Source organism: Bacillus multifaciens, from assembly GCF_030756675.1.
In the GTDB taxonomy this organism is placed as follows: domain Bacteria; phylum Bacillota; class Bacilli; order Bacillales; family Bacillaceae_G; genus Bacillus_A; species Bacillus_A multifaciens.
Genome location: NZ_JAVBXD010000009.1, coordinates 96,309 through 117,736, shown reverse-complemented (window position 1 = coordinate 117,736; position 21,428 = coordinate 96,309). Strand labels below are relative to the sequence as shown.

The following is a 21,428-nucleotide window of genomic DNA, read 5'->3' as shown; positions in this document are numbered from 1 at the left end:
ATTCCTTGGAGGAGATATTGTTATGATTAAGCTTGTGCTTCTTCGTCACGGTCAAAGTGTATGGAATGTGGAAAATAGGTTTACTGGATGGACCGATGTTGATATGTCTAAAAATGGATTACAAGAAGCAAGAGAAGCTGGGCAGATTTTAAAGGTGAATGGCTATACGTTTGACGTTGCGTATACTTCTGTATTAAAACGAGCAATTCGAACGTTATGGATCATTCTTCATGAAATGGATCTTGCCTGGGTACCAGTCTATAAATCATGGCATTTAAATGAACGGCATTACGGTGCACTGCAAGGCTTAAATAAAGATGAAACAACTAAGAAGTACGGAGAAGAACAAATACAAATATGGCGCAGAAGTACAAACGTCAGACCGCCAGCACTTACGAAAGACGATCCGCGTTATGAAATTTCAGATCCTAGATATAAATATTTAAAAGAAGGGGAATTTCCTCTTACCGAGTGTCTAGAAGATACAGAAAAACGTGTTCTGATATATTGGCATGAAGAAATTGCGCCAGTATTACAAAAGGGCGAGAAAGTGATTATTTCATCGCATGGGAATACAATTCGTTCGCTTGTAAAATATTTAGATCACTTATCTGATGATGGCGTTGTTACGTTAAATATTCCTACAAGTATTCCGCTTGTATATGAATTAGATAATAACTTAAAACCGATTCGACATTATTATTTGAGCATGGATGGAGAAGTTCCAGAAGGGGAAATTCCGAAGCATATACACTTCTAATAAAGAGGTATAGTTTGGTAATAAGGTTTAATGAAAAGGATATATGTAATTCGTTTGTTAAAAGACTCTGGTGATAGAGACATTTTAGCTATGCTGCATACGCTTTTAAACAGCAAAGTCGAGACCGGAATCCCATCTTGTTATGACGTCCATCAAACAACAAAACAACGCCTGATTGACCCACTTGTTATCGTTTCGGGTCAACTTGTTCCCGTATCATACTTGTCGACTAGTACCAAGATGTTGACGGAACAAGCAAAGCAAACAATAGAAAGAGGCACATATATAAAAGTTTGCTCCCATTCATGAGCGAATCAAATGCTAGCTGATTACTATAATAGGCACTTCACTGTTTTTATCTTAAACAGTGAAGTGCCTATTTTTATTACTTGAGAATTTTTAAACAACAAAAAGGTACTACTTTTATGACATGATAAGCTTTATCTTAATCTGTGATTAAGCTCTTTTCTTAATCAACTTTTCAGTTCGGGTTTTCTTTTCACTTTTCGTTATAAAACAATAAGAAAATAGCTTATATATCAACTGAAAATGGTACAATACTTATATAAAGTTGTTATTTTACTATAACTGAAAAGAGGGGAAGCAGATGTATAACAATTTAGAAGAGTTAATTAAGCATCCTGTGTTTCATCATTTTGCTGAAATTTCAAAGATTCCAAGAGGATCGGGAAATGAGAAGGCAATTAGTGATTATTTAGTAAAATTTGCACAAGAGAGAAATTTAGAAGTTGTACAAGATCGTGCGTTAAATGTCATTATCAAGAAACCAGCAACAGCTGGATATGAGAATGTACCAACGATTATTATTCAAGGACATATGGATATGGTATGTGAAAAGAACCAAGCAACTGTTCATGATTTTGAGAAAGATCCAATTCAATTACGAATTGTGGAGGATATGCTGTATGCGAATCAGACAACGTTAGGTGCGGATAATGGGATTGCGGTTGCCTATGCATTATCCTTATTAGACGCAACCGATATTCCACATCCTGCTCTTGAAGTCGTGATTACGACAGAAGAAGAGACAACGATGGGCGGCGCTTTTGCAGTTGATCCTAGCCATTTTAGCGGTAAAATCTTTATTAACATTGATTCAGAAGAAGACCATAAATTGTTAGTAAGCAGTGCGGGCGGTGCAAAAGCAGTTGAGACAATATCTATTGTTTGGGAAGAAACACCAGCAAACGTATTACCGTATCGTCTTTTTGTAGGCGGATTAAAAGGCGGACATTCAGGAATGGAAATTGATAAAGAAAGAGGAAATGCCAATAAAATTTTAGGCAGAGTCCTTTATGATTTATCCAATGAAATTGCATTTTCTATGAGCGGTGTTCATGGCGGATTAAAAACAAATGCAATCCCACGTGAAAGTGCAGCAACGATTTTACTTTCTGGAAGTGATGTACAAAAAGTAGAAGAGAAAGTGAAAGAGTGGACAAGCATTTTACAAGAAGAACTACGCGCTGTAGATCCAGATGTGCATGTTTCTCTTACAAAATCAGAAGAAATAATTGAAAATGTATTTGCAAAAGAAACACAAAAACAACTTATTTCTTCATTATTCTTAATGCCTAACGGTATTCAAAGCATGAGTATGGAAATAAAAGGACTAGTGGAAAGTTCTACAAACTTAGGTGTTGTAGAAACGTTACATACTGAAATAAAATTAAGAAACGAAGTAAGAAGTTCTGTGAAAAGCTTAAAACAACATATTGTAAATGAAATTAAGCATATCGCAGAAGTAGTGGGAGCGCAGTTTGAAAAAGAATCTGAGTATCCAGAATGGCCATATAATCCAAACTCCTCAATCCGCAGCTTATTTGAAAAGGTGCATAAAGAAAAGTATGGCACAGATGTAGAGATTTTTGCGGTTCATGCCGGCATTGAGTGCGGTGTATTTATGGAAAAAATCCCAGGACTAGATGCAATTTCACTTGGACCAGATATGTTCCATGTTCATACACCAGATGAGCATGTAAGCATTCCTTCTGTAGTGAATAACTGGGAGTATTTTATTGAAGTATTGCGGGAAACGAAGTCGTTAGTTTAAACGTATTTAAGAGGGAAAAGAGATGCTCTTTCATTGAAAGCATCTCTTTTGTTTGCTGCAGTAATCACACAAAATCTCTTTTAATTTCACATACCGTATTAATAAATTATATAAAATAATAAAAAAGAAATATAAAAAAGTACTCCAAAATTAACTTTTGTCGTATATTTTGGAGTTACTTGACGTTTACATATATCCTTAATAACAAATACATCAACAAAAGAAATCGATAAGAAATATAAAATTAAAGAAGTGTATCGAATTTCTCCTTACTCATTTAAAGAAGCTGGAAATGTTACTTTAACAATTAAAGAAAATAAAACTACACGTGTAGAAACCTTAATCAAAGTTAAATAGTAAGATATATACATCAATTAAAAAACCGACATAAAACCTCTCTTTTGAGGTGGGAGTATTACTGCTCGCGAATAGCGGGATAAAGGTAGCATTACTCCGAACAATTATGTAATGCTTTCATAATCTTATCTGCCGTATTCTTTCCATTCCCTATGCAAGCTCCAATGCCTACACCATAATATGAAGCACCAGCTAAGTAAACATTTGGAAAAGCAGCTGATAATTTCTCATTCAAAGATTGAACTGCCTGATTATGTTCTAAATGATAATTTGGCATTAAGTCTTTCCAGTTTGTAACTTCAACAATCTGCGGCTCACCCTGAATTCCAAGACTTTTTTTAATATCAGATAAAGCAACTTGAATGAATTCTTCTTTACTATTATTTTTAATCTTTTCATACGCTGGATTTGAACTTTTATAAAACATTCTTACTAATAAGTTTTGTTTATTTGATGTATGCTTCCATTTCCTACTTGTCCATGTACAAGCATCACAATATAGAATACCATTTTCTGGAACGATAAAACCTGTCCCATCTGCCGGTAATTGATTATCAGGTATTTCAAATCCTAAATAAATACTAATAAGAGATGAATTTTTGAATTTATTGAAATCACTGTTTAATTCGGCAGAATTTAATACTGCTTGTGCAATATCATGAGGAGCAGCTAAAACAATGTAATCCGCTTTTAGTTTCTCTTGATTCGAAAAAGAAACTTCATACCCATTACCGACTCTACTTACATTCGTTGTTGTTACTCCTTTTCGTATTTCCGTCTCAGTCAACACCTCTTCTAACCGATTAACAATCGTAGAAAGTCCTCCTTTAAACGATAAAAACTTTTTATTTCCAGCTGCCTGGAATTGTTTTTTGTTCACTTCAAACCCTTTAATAATACTGCCGTATTTATTTTTATAGTCAAGTAAATATGGTAATGTAGATGCCATTGTAAGTTCATTTAATTTACCAGAATATACCCCTGAAAGGACAGGAGAAATTTGCTTCTCAACTAATTCTTTTCCTAAAAAGCTTTCTAAAAATGAAGCAAGCGATGTATCTTTCGTAAAACCTTTGTTTTTAGTAATAAAATCTTTCAGTGCAATAATTTTCCCTTTCGTTGAGACTAACGTACTGTTAAACAACGACTCTACACTTGTAGGGATTCCAAATACTGTATCAGCGGGAATAGGATGTAACGTATTCTCTGAATAAATGTAAGAAATACCAGTTTCGTTATATACCATATCATCTTCTAGATTCAGTTCTTTTACAAGGGGCATCACATTTTCATTTCGAGCAACAATTGAATCTGCTCCTGTTTCCATAATAAAAGCATTTTCTTTTACACTGTGAATTTTTCCGCCTAAATATTCCTTTTTTTCTACAAGGATCAATTTTAAATCTATATTGTAATCTTTTTTTAATCTTTCTAAGTAAAACATAGTAGAGAGTCCTGTAATACCTCCACCTACGACAACAACTGTTTTCATATCTACTGAGCTCCTAACCGATACTATAAATTGATAAATTTCTTTATTATTATACCCAAAAGTTAGCTTTCTCGACTAGCAGCTTACACAGTCTGTAAAAAATTAGACAATATATACGAACACTTTTAATTTCTCTTGTAAATTAAAAGACTTTCTTTTTTTAACATCTTTATTGATTTCAAAGCTACACTTGTTTTAACTAAATAAATGAACAAATTACTCAAAACCGGCTTATGATATAAATTTAATAATAAACTAACAAAGTTCCTCATTGGTAAACAAAGTTTTTCTAATGTTGAATGTTACGATTGCATTTCTTCGCAGGGAGATATGTTAGCGCTGCAAGGCTATGCTTTGCATTATGAATCTGCTTATTTACAAGAGCGAAATTGGATTCAAATAGCTTGTATGAATCATTATAAAGAAAGAGAAATCCGCAGTATGTTACAGTATTTCAAAAGGTGTTTAGAAGAATTGGAAAGTGCGGTAACATTCTAAAACATGATAATGGAGAAAATTCCAGAACTAGATGCGATTTCACCCAGACCAGATATGTTTCATGTTCACACACCAGATAAGCATGTAAGCATTCTTTCCGTTATGAATAACTAGAGTATTTTATTGAAGTATTGCGGGAAACAAAGTCATTGATTTAAATAGGTTTGGGATGGGAAAAGAGTTGTCTCATAAGTCGGTGTAACGGGCTTGTGGACAGCCTTTTTTTATGAGTAAGAATTCAACTGCAGTTTTTCGTTTTATAATAGAAGATTGCGTTTTTTACTCATGCTTCTTTGCATATTAAAGAATAAACTTAACATGTAAATAAATTGAAAGGAGCAAATATAATGAATGCACTATTATCTGCGAAAAATCTGATAAAGATTTACAACAAGAACCAATTACCTAGTCTTAATAAAGTATCTTTTGATATTGAATCGGGGGAATTTGTTGGTATTATGGGAGCCTCTGGATCTGGAAAGACAACTTTATTAAATATCCTATCAACCATTGATACGCCTACAGATGGAGATGTTTTGATAAAGGGCATCGATATTAAAAAACTCAATGATAATAAATCTACAGATTTTAGGAAGGATCATTTAGGCTTTATTTTTCAAGAGTATTTCTTACTCGATAGTCTAACAGTAATGGAAAATATCGCTGTGCCACTTACTTTGCTACATAAATCTCCAAAAGAAATTGAATCATCTATACATAGTTTAGCAAAGCGGTTTGGAATACTTGAACAATTATCTAAGTACCCTAGTCAACTTTCAGGGGGACAAAAACAAAGGGTTGCAGCAGCGAGAGCAATTGCGAAACAGCCAAGTATTTTATTTGCAGATGAACCGACAGGCGCATTAGATTCAAGCTCTGCAACAGAGCTACTCCAAAAATTAAGAGAGGTTAATGAGGAACTTCATACAACAATTTTAATGGTAACCCATGATGCTTATGCAGCAAGTTTTTCAAGTAGAATTTTAATATTTAAAGATGGAAATATCATAAAAGAATTAAGAAGAAATGGACAGGGGAGAAAAGAATTTTTTGAAGAGATTGTAAAGGGAATTGCGAAAATTGATGAAAATCGAAATAACTAAGAGTATGAAAGGAAGACATAATTGTGGGATTATTAACAATAGCAAAAAAGAATTTGAAGAATAACTATTCCTTCTATTCGTTCTATTTCGTTTCAGTAGCTTTTGTGCTGATGGTGTTTTTCTCCTTTATTTCTTTTTCAATGAACGATATGATCATGGAAAAGATTTCGTCTGATGGTAGAGTAGAAACAATGTCGAGGACGGTGGCAATCTTTGTTATGACATTTGTACTATTCTATATGTCATACTCCAATACTTTCTTTATGAAAAAAAGAATGAAAGAACTTGGAATTTATTCGCTTTTGGGGTATCGAAAGTCAACAATGCTAAAATTATTAACCTTTGAAAATATTATTATTTGTTTTGCTGCTCTAATTGTAGGAATCGCTTTTGGGGCTCTTACTCATAAAGGAATTGTCGAAGCGATAGTTAGAATACTAAAATTACAAATCGATATTTCTGAAGTGCCACTTATTAATCCTGATGCGGTACTATTCACTTTTGTTTTTATATTTGCTGTTTTGACTGTTTTATTTTTATCAAACTGGATCATTCTTCGGAAAAGTTCCTTACTGACTTTAGTACGTATGGAAAAAAAGGAAGAAAAGAAGGTGGAAATCAATACAGCTTTCTCGTTACTGGGATTATTCTTGATTTTAATTGGTTATTTCTTAGCTATTGATATTACAAGAGGAACGAAATCATTGTGGAAAACGATAGGGTTTTCACCAATCGCGCTTTTAACAATGTTAAGTGTAATACTAGGGACAATTTTCTTTATTCATTCTTTTCTACCATATGTTATTCAAAAATTAAAGAAAAAGAAAACATGGTTTTATAAGGAAGCGAATATTATTATCGTTCCAAAATTTGTATGTAAAATCCGTTCGAAGGCAAAAACTTTAATTTTGTTAACTTTATTAGTTGCAGGAACTTTGGCTATATTCGGTTCTACATTACTAACACTCTACTATCCTGTTGCTGCTACAGAACGTATCATACCGTCAGCTATTGAGTTTCGAGTAGAAGATAAACAATTGGCTGCTAAAGCAATTAAAAGTGTACAAGATACTGTTGGTAAAGAAAATATGAAATATAAAGAAACAACTATTATTCACGTAACATCCTCTTCTGACAATTTACCTAAAGAATATAGCATAAAGAAAGAACATGGATTTGATCTTATGTCCGAGTCGGATTATAAAGAATTAATAAAAATGCAAGGGAAAAACATAGACTTTGATAATTTAGCTAAAAATGAAAGTATCTTAGTAAAATACCGCCCTGAAAAAGAGAAGTTAGATAAAGGGAAAATATATACTTTGAACTTAACAACTACAAATAACATGGATATAAAAGTTAAAGATACTACTTTACTTAATCCAATCGGGTTTGCAAATAGTGTAGGAACTCTTGTCATTTCAGATCAACTATATAAAAAGATAAAAACCTTAGGGCATAAAGAAACAACAATGATGAGTTTTAATGGAGCTGATATGAAAGATAATAAGAAAGTTTATGAAAATTTAGCTCCGCTATTTAAAAATAATATTTATTTTACAAGTAGTTATCAAAAAAATGATTACATTATTCAGCAAAATAGTTCAACATTCTTGCTCATTAGTTTTGTTACGATCATCTTTTTTATTGCAACGGGTAGTATTCTATACTTCCATAACCTTTCGAGTATGATGTCAAACAAAAATGAATTTATCATTTTAAAAAGAATGGGGTATAACAAGAAAAAGATAAAAAGAATAATAAGTAAAGAGGTCCTTACGTTATTTAGCATTCCCTACGTATTAGGATTAGCGCATAGTATTTTTGCACTGATAGCCTACAAAACGGCTTTAATGGACGATTTATTAGGAAAAAACAGTGCCTTCATATTCCCAATTCTTTTAGCGCTAATTATTTTCACTTTGGTGTATATGATTTATTATTTGTTAACACAGCGAGCATGCTATAAAATTATCTTTGACAATAAAAAGTAAAAATTCCTATATAAGGCTAATAGTAGTAATTAAGCATTAGCTTTATATGGATTTATGCTAGTAAAGGTAAGGGAGTTTATGAAAAAGTATTATGAGCAAAAGCAACTTCTCATCTTAATTAACCAACTGTGTATGATTATTTTTTTATGCTATGAATTTTCGCAAAATAATATTGTAGGAACAGCAAAGTTGCTTCCATTGACACTTATTACTATTTTGGTTATTTACGGGGATTACATTGGATTTGTAAACATAAAAGAAAATAGTACCCTATGGAAATTTTCTAATTTGCTAATCCTTGCTTCATGGCAGTTTTTATTCACACTTAGTGAAACACAAATTTTTTATACGTTAAGTACGCTACTTAGCGTAGTGATTCTATATCAGACAGCACAGTTTTTTCTCTATTTCTTTTTTCAAGATTCTACTTATATGTATAAAAAAGAAATAGACTGGATATTACAGATTATATGTTTATTGACATTGGTTGCGAAAGTGATCAACGATAAAATGTTCGCCATTCTATTTTTGTGTCAATTTATTTTAAGTTTTATTTGTATTGTTTTCTTACTTTTGAAACATCGAGAACGAATCATGTTTATCTTAAAAAGCGAAAAAAATCATTTACTTAAATCTTTTGCTGTTCTTATTTTTTTCTTTATTGGATACGCCATGTTTTTTGCAGACAATCCTGAATATTTAAATAATCTAGCATGGTATATCATGATCCTTTTCCCGTTATTTAGTATTCATGCAGTTGCTTTTAAAAATCATAGATTTATAAAGCAGTATTTTCTTTTAAAGGAAGGTAAAAAAGGACTGATTCTCTTCTTTTTTCTTGTTTGTATTATTTCACTTGGGTTATTGTTTAAGTTTAATATGATTACCTATTTCATCATAATACATACGACTTTTTGGTTCGTGTTACTTTATTTCACCTTATTATATAAAGACATTCAAAAAACTATATTAAATTCAGATACAGGAGGAGCAAAAATTAAATCAGAAAGTTTTTATGCTCAAAACCTCGTACAGATAACTAAAGAGGAAAAATTAAAACGTGATTTTTCTAATTTTTTGCATGATGAAATTTTACAAGATATTTTAGCCGTTAAAAATATGATGAATAAATCTAACAATGAGGAGATTCATGAAATAATAGTAAAAACGTTAGATCACTTAAATTTGTCTATACGAGTACAAATGGAAGAGTACTATCCAACACTATTAAAGACACTCACCTTAAAAGAAAATTATAGTAATTTACTAGAAATGGTGCAGCAAAAATATGGAATAAAAAATATTGATATCACTTTTAATTGTAGTGAAAAATTATTTTTAGTTGAGCCCTATGAATATGTTATATACAGAATTTTAAAAGAATTGGTAACAAATGCATTCAAACATTCTAAATGTTCAAAGCTAATTGTGAGTTTGAAACTAGAAAATGACGAAATAGAGCTTATAGTAAAAGATAATGGTATAGGCTTAGTGATTAATGAGAAATATGTTCCTAATGGTCATAGAGGATGGAATTCTATTAAAGAACAGCTGCTTTTATTAAACGGTAAAATGACAATTTCAGAATGTAATCCTTCTGGGTTATGCATTGCTATTCTTATCCCAATGAAAGGGGATGATTCCTATGAATATTTTATTAATAGATGATCACGCTTTATTTGCAAAAAGTTTAGAGATAGCCTTGGAAGATTATCCTGAAATAGATCATTTTTACTCATTACAAAATATTGAACAGGTTATGGCATTCATTAATGAGTTTAAGCCAAATATCACATTAATAGATATTAATTTAAGTAACATCAGTAATGAAGATGGTTTAGGCGTAGCAAAACATATTTTAGATAGCAAATGTGATACGAAAATAGTTATATTAACAGGCTATGATTTGCCAGTTTATCGGTATGAAGCTCAAAAAATCGGTGTAAGTGGTTTTATTAATAAAAACATTATGCCAGATAAGTTGTTGCAGATTTTAATTGAGATTAATAAGGGTATTTGTTATTTTCCAATGTCTACGGACTATGTTGAGGAATTAACTAATAGTGAAAAACAAATTTTACAATTATTATGTGATGGATATAAGCGTAAAGAAATTTCTTCTATTTTATTTGTAAGTGAACGCACTGTTTCAAATCATATTCAACACATATTTGATAAGTTGGATGTTTCATCTTCGTTAGAGGCTGTAACGAGAGGAATAAAATTAGGGTATATTCAGCCTAATTATTAAAAATAGTTTTGTCCCCTTACAAAGTAAGCATTTCTTATATACTAAAGGCAGTATAAAGAGAAAGGGTGTTCATTATTGCTACATAGTTATATTTCACAAATTCCTTGTCATAGAAAGCCTGAAAGGAGCTATCATTCACTACAAAAATATATACCTTTATGTGCACGTTGTACTGGTATACTTTTAGGTTTTCTTTTGTTTCCGATTTATTTTTTGACCTCATATACTTTTATTCTCGTATTAGCTTTATCTTTCTTTGCTCAAGTTCCATTGTTAATCGATGGGTTTACCCAGAAGTGGGGATGGAGAAGCAGCACAAACATACTAAGAGTTTCAACTGGATTTCTAAGTGGAAATGGCATGGCATTACTAATCTCATCAAGTATTAGTTGGATAATCTCTTAGAATCGTTTTTATTTAATAATCGGAGGTATTTTATATGTTTTGGATCTATTCCCTTCTCATTGTCATATCCGGTGGTAGCGGCATCGGTTTTATCATTTATGAAAAATATGTAGAAGCTATAATAGCTTTTATTGTTTGCTTTATATTCATAGTATTATTACGTATTTATCTCAGAAGAAAGTCTCAAAAAAGACATTCAAGCGATGGTCCTTTAGATTGTGGCGAATGCTCAGACTTAGACTGCGATTGCAATGATTGATCTTTTGCTCAATTAGATTTTTAATATTTATATGTAAAAAAGGTTCGCATCTTAGTGGACCGTAAATTTCCAGTTTATAAAAAATTTATTCTACTACTAAAGTTGTAAAAAATATAGTCAATATGTAGCAAGTATCATTAATTGAAAAAATGTAAAATAAATTTAAGAATCAAAATGTTGGAAGGGAGAGAGAAAACAATTGGATAGAGAAAATAATAAAAAACTTGTGGTAATCACTGGAATAACACAAGGATTAGGTCGGTCATTAATTGACCGTTTTTCTGAACTAGGTTGGTTGATTGTTGGATGTGGTCGTTCAAAAAGTAAGATAGAACAAGTCAAGAGACAATTTGACAACAAATATGATTTTCAATCCATTGATGTTTCGGACGATAAGGCTGTTAAAGCTTGGGGAGAATATATTCTTCAGCGATATGGTGCACCAGATTTACTTATTAATAATGCCTCTATTGTAAATAAAAATGCAACGCTTTGGACTATTTCTTCGAAAGAATTTGCAAATGTTATGAACATCAATGTGAATGGTGTAGTCAATGTGATACGGGCATTTGTACCAGCTATGATTCATAATAAACGAGGGATCATAATCAATATTAGTTCAAGTTGGGGACGTTCCGGTGAGGCAGAACTTGCACCGTATTGCGCTTCCAAGTTTGCTATAGAGGGTTTGACCCAATCAATGGCACTAGAATTACCGAAAGAACTGGCAGTAGTTGCACTAGATCCAGGTGGAGGCATTCATACTTCGATGTTACAATCATGTGCACCAGAGTATGTATCGAGTTCTCCAACAGCTGAGGCTTGGTCACATGTTGCTGTTCCGTATTTACTTAGCATTACATCAAATGATAATGGGAAATCCCTTACTTGCCCTAGGGTTTGCTAAATTCACTGGTTGAATAATGATTGGTGTTGATGAATAAGAAGGCGTAAAGAATGACGAAAAATTCTCCTTTAACATATAAAGATTTATTAAAAAATAACATTCCATTTAGAAATTTATTTTTTGCATTATCTATCAGTACATTGGGTGATTGGTTTTACTCTGTAGCCCTTATGGGATTCATATATAAAACTACTAATTCACCTCAAGTAGTTAGCATGATATTGTTAGCAGGAGCCTTGCCGAGGCTTTTGTTCAGCCCTTTTGTAGGAGTCTTTATTGACCGCTTTAATAAGAAAAAAATAATGATAATAACAGATCTTTTTAGGGGATGCTTCATTATATTGGCGATTCCTTTTTCAAATCATCTACCAGCTTTGTTTATACTCACTATTTTAAACTCAGTAGCAAGTATATTTTTCACCCCAGCAAGACAGGCAACTATACCTGCTTTAGTACATAAGAATGATCATAGCTAATTCTCTTTCTAATGTGGTTTATGGAGCGATGGGAATTATAGGTGCTTCGTTAGGCGGGACGTTAACGGCTTTCGTTTCTTATAAATTTGCTTTTCTAATTGATTCCTTGTCCTTTTTTCTTTGTGCTTTAATCGTATCATTTACTACAATTCCTTTAATGAAAAACAGAGCTCAATCAAAGCAGATGACTTACATGCAAAGTACAGTAGAAGGATATAGATTTATTTTACAAAATAAGATTGTATCAGCTTTGGTGTTGGTTGGTATGTCTTGGGGCATTGTAGCAGGGGCCGATCAAGTTTTAATCATCATATATGCCACGAAAATCTTTCATGCAGGAGAGGTTGGTATTGGAGTATTATATTCTACTCAAGGGATTGGTACTCTAGTTGGGAGTTGGATTGTTGCGAAATATTATAGTACAAATACAAACAAAATGAAAAAAGTGTTTGGATGGGCCTATCTCATTCAAGGCTTATTTTTCGTATTTTTTATCATTTCGAGCCAATTATGGTTAGGTGTAATTTTATTATTTATTTTGAGAGCAGCCGGGGGATTAATCTCTCCTATAGATAGTACACTACTTCAAAAATATACACCTAATGAAATATTAGGGCGGGTTTTTACTTTTCATACCGTTACGTATTCCTCTTTTATGCAACTGTCTACTTTTTTCACTGGTATTTTGCTAAGCTACATTAGTCCTCAATGCGTCGGGCTATTATTTGGTTTGCTTTGTGTGATTGTGAGCTTATATTGGTTAATTGCATACTACACAAACAAATTGGTTGAACCTGTTGGAAAGCAACCAAGTATAGAACGTTCTTGTTAGAAAGATTTACATATACTTTCAGTGAAGATATACAACTTCTTTAAGAAGATTGTATTTAACTAGAGTACTAAAAATTTTTACTTCAACATAAGAAGCAGATAAACATTCAAAATAGATGAATGCTTATCTGCTTTATTTTGTCTGTATTTAGAATTCATATTTTCCCTAATAAATATAAATGTTTAGATATTTAATGGCAATTGCTTATTATATATTTTTGTTTATAAAAAATAAAAATTATTTATTTGCCCCACTCATTGTATACAAGTAAAAAATATAATCAGTCGAAGTTCCCGTATAACCTAACTGTCTTAACATAGCCGTTATATTCCCGCGATGATATGTTCCATGATTCACAACATGTTGAATCAATTCAAAGGCATTCGTGTCTAATCGTCCAAAGTGAGGATGTTCAGGTGAAATGACTTTCTCTAAGTTTTCTTCACGGGCGAAAAATCCTTGATAATCTTCGGATAAAATAAAAAGTAATTTTTCCATTTCTTGAAGAGTTGTATCTTTTATTTTTTCTGTAAGGTGTATGGCAGATGTCTTCATCTCATCAAAAGGTTTTTCTAATAAAGTACCTAGCTAGATTGTATCAGCAATATACATATGTATAAACGTTTGTGAAATAGAAGGGAATACACTTTGTATTTTTGTAGACAATGTCTGCTGGTAATGTCTTTAAGTGTTCAAAAAGCCTTTTGTTAGCCCAAACGTGATAATTATAAGCTTGTAAGACAGAATACTTCATTAAAAATCCCTCCAGTTTCAGTTGAATTCAAATTATAAAGAAATAGCTTACTTTAAATATACAACTAACATTTTTGACTTTCCTGTTAGAAACTATGAAAAAGCGGTTTATTAAGAGAAAAGGGGAATCTTTTCCTTTGCCCTGCATAGTTTCACGCCTCAAAGCAAAAAGTAACGTTGGAGGTGAGCAAAGTGGGTCGAAAAATTAAACAGGATCCTTCTAGAGCAGGTCTTGGCTCTTCTCAAGTTGAAGGTCAAGGAACGACTACACACGAAACAGGTTACGCTAAAGTTCCTTCATCAAATAAGAGACAAAAACGTAGCTAATTATAATTTGTTATTTCTTCGTTGTTGTGAAAGCTTTATTTATGTTAAACAAGTGCAATTTTAAGATGAAAATTGCACTTGTTTTCATGCCCAAAATATGGTTGACAATATCAGACTACAAATGTAATATATTTATTAGACTACATTTGTAATATTGGAAAGGAGAAAGCATAAATATGAAAAAAATCCCTAAAATATCTGAAGCTGAGCTGGAAATAATGAAAGCTCTTTGGTCAAAGGCGCCTCAAACAGCAAATGAAATTATTAAAGACCTTGAAGGGAAAATGGATTGGAGTCCAAAAACAATTCGAACGTTAATTAACAGATTAGTGCAAAAAGAAGCAATATCAGCTCATCAAGAAATCGGAAAAATGTATACATATAATCCTTTAGTTTCTCAAGATCATTATTTGCAAGTAGAAACAAAGTCATTTCTTAAACGTTTTTATGGTGCAGCATTGAAACCATTGCTTGTAAACTTTTTAAAGGAAGAAAAGCTTTCACAAGAAGAAATTAATGAACTTAAACGTATTCTTGATGATAAAAGTGAAGCTGAGCGAAGAAAAGAACGATGAGTATAGAAATTTTAAATAGTCAACTTACGCAAGTTTTCAATTGGATACTTGAATCTTCATTAATGGCTAGTATTTTAGTTGGAATCATTTTATTTATTAAACTTGTGCTTAAAAACAAGCTAACGCCGAGATGGCAGTATATAGTATGGATTATTGTTATTTTTCGGTTACTTTTACCGTCTGCACCTGAAAGCTCGTACAGTATATATAACATCTTCTTACCGAATCGTGAAGTTCCTCCTACTGTCAATGTTTCTACTGTGAATTATGAAAAGACAAATGTTTCCGGTGAAGCAGTCACTATTGAAAGAGGAAAAGGATCATTTACCCAATCAAAATCGCACCATAAAAATTACAGTTCAGTTTACAAAATTGTACTATATGTGTGGTTGTTTGGCGTTGTTTGTTTTGGAATTTTTATGATTGTATTAAACAAGCGTGTCTATATGTATATAAAAAAACAACCACTTATTACTGAGAAAAGAATTATCAATCTTTTGGAGCATTGTAAACGTACAATGTCTATTAAACGAAATATTCCTATAGTTGTATCTGGTAACATCTCAAGTCCAACAGTTCTTGGGTTTATAAAACCGAGAATCTTGCTATCTGAAAATCATATGAGAACGCTAGATGATGATCAACTACGTTTTATTTTCTACCATGAATTAGCGCATGTGAAGCGAAAAGACGTTGGCATGAATTGTTTGATGAATAGCGTACTTATTTTACACTGGTTTAATCCAATTCTTTGGTATGCATATTACCGTATGCGTGAAGATCAAGAGATTGCATGTGATGCACTTGCGCTTACATATATCGATTGTGAACAGAGAATTGCTTACGGACATACAATTATCAATTTAATAGAAAACTATTCAAATCGTTATCAGATTCCGAGCTTAGCAAATTTAACAAGGAACAAGCTAGCATTAAAAAGGAGAATTTTGATGATTAAACAATTTCAAAAAAAATCGTATCGTTGGTCGCTATTGGGTCTTACTGCTGTTATTTCTATATCAGCGATTTCATTAGTGAATGCGGAAGAACCTACTCAAAAAGCTAAAAAGTTATTTGGAGAAAATCAAAACGACAGACAAATCAGTATGGATGAAGAAGCACCAGATCCTGGACTTAGTATCACGGATATTTCGAAAAAAACAAAGAAAGAGCGCTATACCGTTGTCTTACCAACAGAAACTCATCGTAGTTTATTTAAAGAGGTATTTTGGAATCAATCGAAAAAAGGAGAATTTTACAAAGGGCAAACTCAAACAAATGATATTGATATTGATCAAGCTTTTGCAAACGAAACAATAGAAGTAAGCCCACTCCCTAGAAAATATAAAATGGATGCTTCTTTTAGTAGAAAAAATCCGTGGCCAGTCTTTATTTTAGGAAAGTTAAAGGACGAAAAAGGAAATACATATACCTGGAAACAACCTTATCAAAATGAACAGCCCTATCAAGACCCTATATTATATTTGGATCATGTAGTGGATTTGCCAAATTTTGAAGGAGAAACTGCGAAAGTAGCTCTTCGTTTTATTTGGTTAACTGATGAAGGGAAATGCTACGGAGTTGGCGATAAGTTATTTATGTTAAAAAAACAAGAAACATTGACTGCAAAAGATCAGGAATATTCAGCATTGCCGCCTGTAACGAAATAAGGTAAGAATGGAATTCTCTAAAAGAAGAGAGTATTGATTAGTAAGATAAAGAGCGTATGTATATTATTATTTATGGTAAGGAAGGTACATTATTTTTTAGCAAAAGTTTCTCCTTAAAAATCAAACTCTATTTTTCATGCTTTAGCAGACGGATATTAAGTAGAAACCCTTAAAATTACGTATGAATAATGATATGGTGTAATTTATTTAAAGCTTAATAGCTGAAGTTTTTTAATTAAATAAAATTGAAAAATTTTTGAGTGTTGAAGAAAGGAGGCTTTATATAAAATGGAAAGCTGCTGTGGTGCTTCGAAAAGTGTAACTAGCAATGTTGTTTGTCCTTTATCCAAAACGAAAGGAAAACAAGTCAAGTTGATTACATTAGAAGGCTTACTGAACGCTAATGCCCTCGCTCAATTAGAGTCAGATAAAACATACTACTTTTGTTCAGAGCAAGAATGTAATGTAGTGTACTTTAATGAAGAACAGCAAGTATTTATCAAAAACGATCTTAAGGTTCCTGTTTTTCAAAAAGATTTAAAAGAAGATGTACTTGCTTGTTACTGTTTTAATTGGACACGAGCACGTATTCGTGAAGAAATAAAGCAAACGGGAAAGAGCGAAGCGGTACATGAGATATCAATGCATATTAAAGCAAATCGTTGTGGGTGCGAGGTAAATAATCCTCAAGGTTCTTGTTGTTTAGGAAACGTATCTTCGTTTATAAAGCAAGTTGAAAAATTATATTAATTTGTGGAATCATTTATTCAAGCAGTAAGTAAAAAATGCATTCCTTGTTATCTTAAGAGTGAGCCTTTCTTTATTACTGATAAGTGGTCGTATATAATCCTCAAATTGTTAACAATTTCTTAGAATGGTATAATTTGCGTGAAAGGAGGTTGACGATGAACAATAATTACAAACAAATAATTAGATTTGTTTTTGTAGGATGTATGAATACATTAAACTACTGGCTACTCTATTTATTATTTACCCATGTTTTTCATTTTCATGTTTTAACTTCACATAGTATTGCTTTTATCATAAGTATGATTGGTTCTTTTTTTATGAATACATACTTTACTTATAAAACAAAAGTAACATTAAAGAAGTTTTTCCAGTTTCCATTAACTTATATTGTAAACTTTATCATTACGACAATTAGTATTTATGTTTTAGTTGATGTATTGAATTTAAATAAAGATATTGCACCTTTAATATCATCTGTAATCGCAATTCCTTTTACATTTGCAATATCTAAAAAAATATTAGTTACAAAAAAAGAAGCTGCTATGTAAAACATATTATAAAAAATTCTTCAGCATTTATGTTGAAGAATTTTTTTGTTTTTAAACGGTTCTTTATTTCATTTTTTGTTTTGAATAGATATCTAGACCAAGTGAATAAACATTTGAAAAGTGGATTCATCAGTTAAATTAGCGAGAAGAAAATGCCGAAATATTGTATATGAATACTCACATCTTTACATTATGAAGCAGAAGAATATGGTATTAAAGTAAGCACATTATGCCCCACATTCGTTGATACGCCAATTTTCCATACCGCAAAAGCAGTTAATATTGATAAATCAGTGATAACTGAACAGTTGAAAAAACAAAAAATGATGTCTCCGTAGGCAAAAATAACGCTTAATGGTATTTATAAAAATAAACTAATTATTTGTCCAATGCCGATGCGAAGAACGATAGACATTATTTTCGCATTATTTACATCAGTCCACAGAAATTAATGAGGTTTGTATGTAAAGTAAGTAGAAAGGTTCGTGTGAATCAATAAAAAACACGCTATTCGCTGTTATAGAAATAGTTTCAAATGAAAGAACTGAAAAATATAAGCGATTTAAGAAAAATCGGGAAGGAAAATATTGTTGTGAAGAATGTAATCATAAAATACAACTTGAAGCAATAAAACATTTTTTTAGATAGTGATAATATCTACGAATCATTTTTACTAGTATAAAATGTCCAACATAGTCTAGCCTAACACAAGTAAACTTTTTGATAAAAATCACATCTTTATCAAAAATGTAGAATCCATTTTGATTGATCTATTTTCAAAATAGATTCTTTTTGCTTACTGTCTAATAAGGATTAGCAGTGTCTTTTTTTCAAACTTAATTACTAAACTGCAGCATGAGGCAGGAAAAGGTGTTTGAAATCAACAACAAAAAGAACCTTTTGACATAGATTAAAATTAGGTTAAAATAAAAGTGAGTACTCACTCATTAAAATAAAGAGGAGGAAAGTTTATGTCTCTAATAAACGAGGCTGTAACGCTTAATCATGTTTCCAAGTACTTTGGAAAGAAACAAGTGATTCAAGATATTTCATTTTCTGTCCGCGAAGCTGAAATTTTTGGCTTAGTTGGTCCTTCGGGATCTGGCAAAACCACTCTTATTAAGATGGTTGCAGGTATAAGTGAAGCAACGTCAGGTGACGTAACAGCACTGCAAACAGTTATGCCGAATTTAAATGGAATGAAACACATCGGGTATATGGCGCAAGCTGATGCATTGTATGAAGAACTATCCGCTTATGAAAATGCTGATTTTATCGCGACAATGTATGGATTAAAGGGAAAACAAAAGAGAGAACGTATCTCTGAAGTATTTGAGCTTGTGCAGTTATCTGAGGATGCAAAAAAACAAGTGCAACATTTTTCCGGTGGAATGAAGAAGCGCTTATCACTTGCTATGTCACTTTTGCATGAACCAAGGCTTCTTATTTTAGATGAACCAACTGTTGGGATTGATCCTGTTCTTCGAAAATCAATTTGGGATAAATTTTATGAGCTGAAAAAACAAGGAACAACAATTATTGTGACAACGCACATTATGGATGAAGCTGAGTTTTGTGAACGTCTCGGTTTAATTCGTGAGGGGAAGTTAATTGCAACTGGTTCCCCGGTAGAATTAAAAGCGAGAACAACATCTGGACGTATTGAGGATGTCTTTTTACTGGAAGGAGCGATGGAACGATGAGAGTATTTGGAGTTGTTATCCGTATTATTCGTCAGTTTTTCCGAGATAGACGGTCACTTGCGCTTATGTTCGGAGCACCGATGCTACTTCTTTGGCTTCTTTCACTTGTATTCACACAAAAAGATTATAAGCCTCATATTGCTTTAGTCGATGTACCAGCACCAATTGTAGACGCAATGAAAAAACAAAATGCTTCTTTTTATGAGTATGATAAAGAGAAAGCACAAAGTAAATTAGAAGATCAAACAATTGATGCGATAGTTATTGTAGAACAGGGAAAGATGAAAGTAACGTTAGAAGGCAGTGATTCATCGAAAAATCGTGCTGTCATGCAAGTTTTGCAAAAGAGTATGGAGAAAACCGAAACGACGACTATGAAGCCTGATGTTTCTTATTTGCATGGATCAGCTGATTTTACGATGTTTGATGGATTAGGTCCGGTATTAATCGGTTTCTTTACATTCTTCTTTGTTTTTATTTTATCAGGAGTTTCATTTGTCAGGGAGCGTTTAAGCGGTACTTTGGAACGATTGTTATCGACGCCAATTCGGCGCTGGGAAATTGTCGCAGGTTATATAATTGGATTTGGTATCTTTGCATTTTTCCAATCTGTACTCATTGTTAGTTTTTCTGTGTATGTTCTTGATTTATATGTTGCAGGTTCGCCTTGGCTGACGCTACTCATTACATGCATGCTTTCATTAACAGCGTTAACACTTGGAACATTTTTATCAGCATATGCAAACAATGAATTTCAAATGATTCAGTTTATCCCATTAGTCATCGTGCCGCAAATTTTCTTTTCTGGTTTATTTCCGATTGAATCTATGAATACGTGGTTACAACTATTAGGAAAGTTATTTCCATTAACATACGGTGCAGATGCGATGCGGCAAGTTATGATTCGAAATCAAGGATTTAGCGAAATTGCTGGCGATCTTGGCGTTTTATTATTATTTGCGATTGTGTTTACATTTGGTAACGTGTTTGCTTTGAAGAAGCATAGAAGAATATAATGGAACGAAAAAGGGGTATTTTATGAAAGAGGATTGGCTAGAAGAACTAATTGCCGCCACAGGAACAGATAAGCGCAATGAACGGCAAATGCGCATTTTAGAAGCGGCGGTAGACATGTTTAGTGAGAAAGGGTATTCGGCAACTTCAACGAGTGAAATTGCGAAGCGTGCCGGTGTAGCAGAAGGGACGATTTTTCGCTACTATAAAACGAAAAAAGATTTGTTGTTTGCTGTTGTGATGCCAACGTTAACGAAGTTTGCTGCTCCGTTCTTCGTACAAACTTTCGCGAAAGAAATATTTGAAAATACGTATGATTCATATGAAAATTTCTTACGTACGGTGATCCGAAACCGCTTTGAATTTGCGAGAAAACATTTCCCAATGCTGAAAATTTTAATTCAAGAAGTACCGTTTCAACCTGAATTGAAAGATGAAATCCAACAATTACTCGCAAAGGAAATTTACTCTCGTTTTGAAAACATTGTGGATCACTTTCAGAAACAAGGACAAATTATTGAACTTCCAACTCCAGCAGTATTACGATTCACTTTATCAGCTGTTATTGGCTTGATTTTAACTCGTTTTTTATTATTACCAGAAGAACAATGGGATGATGAGACGGAAATCGAATCTACCGTTCAATTCATTTTATACGGGCTAACTCCTCGGAGGTAATC

The 21,428-nt window shown here is 32.4% G+C and carries 22 protein-coding genes and 1 pseudogene; 21 read left to right on the top strand and 2 right to left on the bottom strand.

Features of this window, described 5'->3' with window-relative positions:
• Positions 1-22: 22 nt before the first annotated feature.
• The 3 genes from gpmA to Q9306_RS08675 all read left to right on the top strand — a co-directional run bounded on the left by gpmA (position 23) and on the right by Q9306_RS08675 (position 2,834).
• A complete protein-coding gene (gpmA, locus tag Q9306_RS08685) occupies positions 23-760 on the top strand; it encodes a 2,3-diphosphoglycerate-dependent phosphoglycerate mutase (protein WP_306197304.1) in 738 nt (245 codons plus the stop codon).
• A gap of 30 nt (positions 761-790) precedes the next feature.
• Positions 791-1,069, top strand: coding sequence for a hypothetical protein (locus Q9306_RS08680; protein WP_306197302.1), 279 nt, complete (start codon positions 791-793; stop codon positions 1,067-1,069).
• Positions 1,070-1,367: 298 nt separating this feature from the next.
• Positions 1,368-2,834, top strand: a complete 1,467-nt coding sequence (locus Q9306_RS08675; protein WP_306197300.1) for an aminoacyl-histidine dipeptidase — start codon at positions 1,368-1,370, stop codon at positions 2,832-2,834.
• 448 nt (positions 2,835-3,282) lie between these two features.
• Here the strand turns inward: Q9306_RS08675 and Q9306_RS08670 are convergent, their stop codons facing one another.
• Positions 3,283-4,683, bottom strand: a complete 1,401-nt coding sequence (locus Q9306_RS08670; RefSeq protein ID WP_306197298.1) for a protoporphyrinogen oxidase — start codon at positions 4,681-4,683, stop codon at positions 3,283-3,285.
• Between the two features lie 324 nt (positions 4,684-5,007).
• Here Q9306_RS08670 and Q9306_RS08665 point away from each other — a divergent pair.
• From Q9306_RS08665 to Q9306_RS08620, 10 genes and pseudogenes are all read left to right on the top strand, one after another.
• Positions 5,008-5,181 (top strand): annotated as a pseudogene (locus tag Q9306_RS08665) (aminotransferase class V-fold PLP-dependent enzyme); the annotation flags it as partial.
• A 347-nt stretch (positions 5,182-5,528) separates the two neighbouring features.
• Positions 5,529-6,284, top strand: coding sequence for an ABC transporter ATP-binding protein (locus Q9306_RS08660; RefSeq protein ID WP_306197296.1), 756 nt, complete (start codon positions 5,529-5,531; stop codon positions 6,282-6,284).
• Between the two features lie 23 nt (positions 6,285-6,307).
• Positions 6,308-8,278 carry an FtsX-like permease family protein gene (locus tag Q9306_RS08655; protein WP_306197294.1) on the top strand — a complete coding sequence of 657 codons (1,971 nt, stop codon included), beginning with the start codon at positions 6,308-6,310 and terminating at the stop codon, positions 8,276-8,278.
• A 78-nt stretch (positions 8,279-8,356) separates the two neighbouring features.
• The gene (locus tag Q9306_RS08650) at positions 8,357-9,946 is read left to right on the top strand and encodes an ATP-binding protein (RefSeq protein WP_306197292.1); all 1,590 of its coding nucleotides are present in this window, start codon (positions 8,357-8,359) and stop codon (positions 9,944-9,946) included.
• On the top strand, positions 9,915-10,529 hold the full coding sequence (locus Q9306_RS08645) for a response regulator transcription factor (RefSeq protein WP_306197290.1): 615 nt from the start codon (positions 9,915-9,917) through the stop codon (positions 10,527-10,529). The genes Q9306_RS08650 and Q9306_RS08645 overlap by 32 nt, the downstream gene beginning before the upstream one ends.
• A 90-nt stretch (positions 10,530-10,619) precedes the next feature.
• Positions 10,620-10,934, top strand: coding sequence for a DUF2085 domain-containing protein (locus Q9306_RS08640; protein WP_371932359.1), 315 nt, complete (start codon positions 10,620-10,622; stop codon positions 10,932-10,934).
• Positions 10,935-10,968: 34 nt separating this feature from the next.
• Positions 10,969-11,193, top strand: a complete 225-nt coding sequence (locus Q9306_RS08635) for a hypothetical protein (RefSeq protein WP_306197286.1) — start codon at positions 10,969-10,971, stop codon at positions 11,191-11,193.
• 199 nt (positions 11,194-11,392) lie between these two features.
• Positions 11,393-12,100, top strand: a complete 708-nt coding sequence (locus Q9306_RS08630) for an SDR family oxidoreductase (RefSeq protein ID WP_306197284.1) — start codon at positions 11,393-11,395, stop codon at positions 12,098-12,100.
• A gap of 50 nt (positions 12,101-12,150) precedes the next feature.
• Positions 12,151-12,576: an MFS transporter gene (locus Q9306_RS08625; RefSeq protein ID WP_306197282.1), complete on the top strand. Its 426-nt coding sequence runs from the start codon at positions 12,151-12,153 to the stop codon at positions 12,574-12,576.
• Positions 12,563-13,408, top strand: a complete 846-nt coding sequence (locus Q9306_RS08620; RefSeq protein ID WP_306197280.1) for an MFS transporter — start codon at positions 12,563-12,565, stop codon at positions 13,406-13,408. The genes Q9306_RS08625 and Q9306_RS08620 overlap by 14 nt, the downstream gene beginning before the upstream one ends.
• Before the next feature lie 237 nt (positions 13,409-13,645).
• Here Q9306_RS08620 and Q9306_RS08615 read toward each other — a convergent pair whose 3' ends face one another.
• Positions 13,646-13,963 (bottom strand): DinB family protein, encoded by a 318-nt coding sequence (locus Q9306_RS08615; RefSeq protein ID WP_306197278.1) that lies wholly within the window; start codon positions 13,961-13,963, stop codon positions 13,646-13,648.
• Between the two features lie 390 nt (positions 13,964-14,353).
• Between Q9306_RS08615 and Q9306_RS08610 the strand changes: the two genes are divergently transcribed.
• The 8 genes from Q9306_RS08610 to Q9306_RS08570 all read left to right on the top strand — a co-directional run bounded on the left by Q9306_RS08610 (position 14,354) and on the right by Q9306_RS08570 (position 21,426).
• Positions 14,354-14,488, top strand: coding sequence for a YuzL family protein (locus tag Q9306_RS08610; RefSeq protein ID WP_306197276.1), 135 nt, complete (start codon positions 14,354-14,356; stop codon positions 14,486-14,488).
• 176 nt (positions 14,489-14,664) lie between these two features.
• Complete coding sequence (locus Q9306_RS08605) at positions 14,665-15,063, top strand: BlaI/MecI/CopY family transcriptional regulator (protein ID WP_306197274.1); 399 nt, start codon at positions 14,665-14,667, stop codon at positions 15,061-15,063.
• On the top strand, positions 15,060-16,733 hold the full coding sequence (locus tag Q9306_RS08600; RefSeq protein ID WP_306197272.1) for a M56 family metallopeptidase: 1,674 nt from the start codon (positions 15,060-15,062) through the stop codon (positions 16,731-16,733). The genes Q9306_RS08605 and Q9306_RS08600 overlap by 4 nt, the downstream gene beginning before the upstream one ends.
• Before the next feature lie 288 nt (positions 16,734-17,021).
• Complete coding sequence (locus Q9306_RS08595; RefSeq protein WP_306197271.1) at positions 17,022-17,483, top strand: putative iron-sulfur cluster-binding metallochaperone; 462 nt, start codon at positions 17,022-17,024, stop codon at positions 17,481-17,483.
• Positions 17,484-17,638: 155 nt separating this feature from the next.
• Positions 17,639-18,031: a GtrA family protein gene (locus Q9306_RS08590; RefSeq protein ID WP_306197270.1), complete on the top strand. Its 393-nt coding sequence runs from the start codon at positions 17,639-17,641 to the stop codon at positions 18,029-18,031.
• Between the two features lie 971 nt (positions 18,032-19,002).
• Entirely contained in the window at positions 19,003-19,734 is a 732-nt protein-coding gene (locus tag Q9306_RS08580) for an ABC transporter ATP-binding protein (RefSeq protein WP_306197269.1), read from the top strand.
• Positions 19,731-20,750 (top strand): ABC transporter permease, encoded by a 1,020-nt coding sequence (locus tag Q9306_RS08575; RefSeq protein WP_306197268.1) that lies wholly within the window; start codon positions 19,731-19,733, stop codon positions 20,748-20,750. The genes Q9306_RS08580 and Q9306_RS08575 overlap by 4 nt, the downstream gene beginning before the upstream one ends.
• A gap of 22 nt (positions 20,751-20,772) precedes the next feature.
• Entirely contained in the window at positions 20,773-21,426 is a 654-nt protein-coding gene (locus tag Q9306_RS08570) for a TetR/AcrR family transcriptional regulator (RefSeq protein ID WP_306197266.1), read from the top strand.
• Positions 21,427-21,428: the final 2 nt, after the last annotated feature.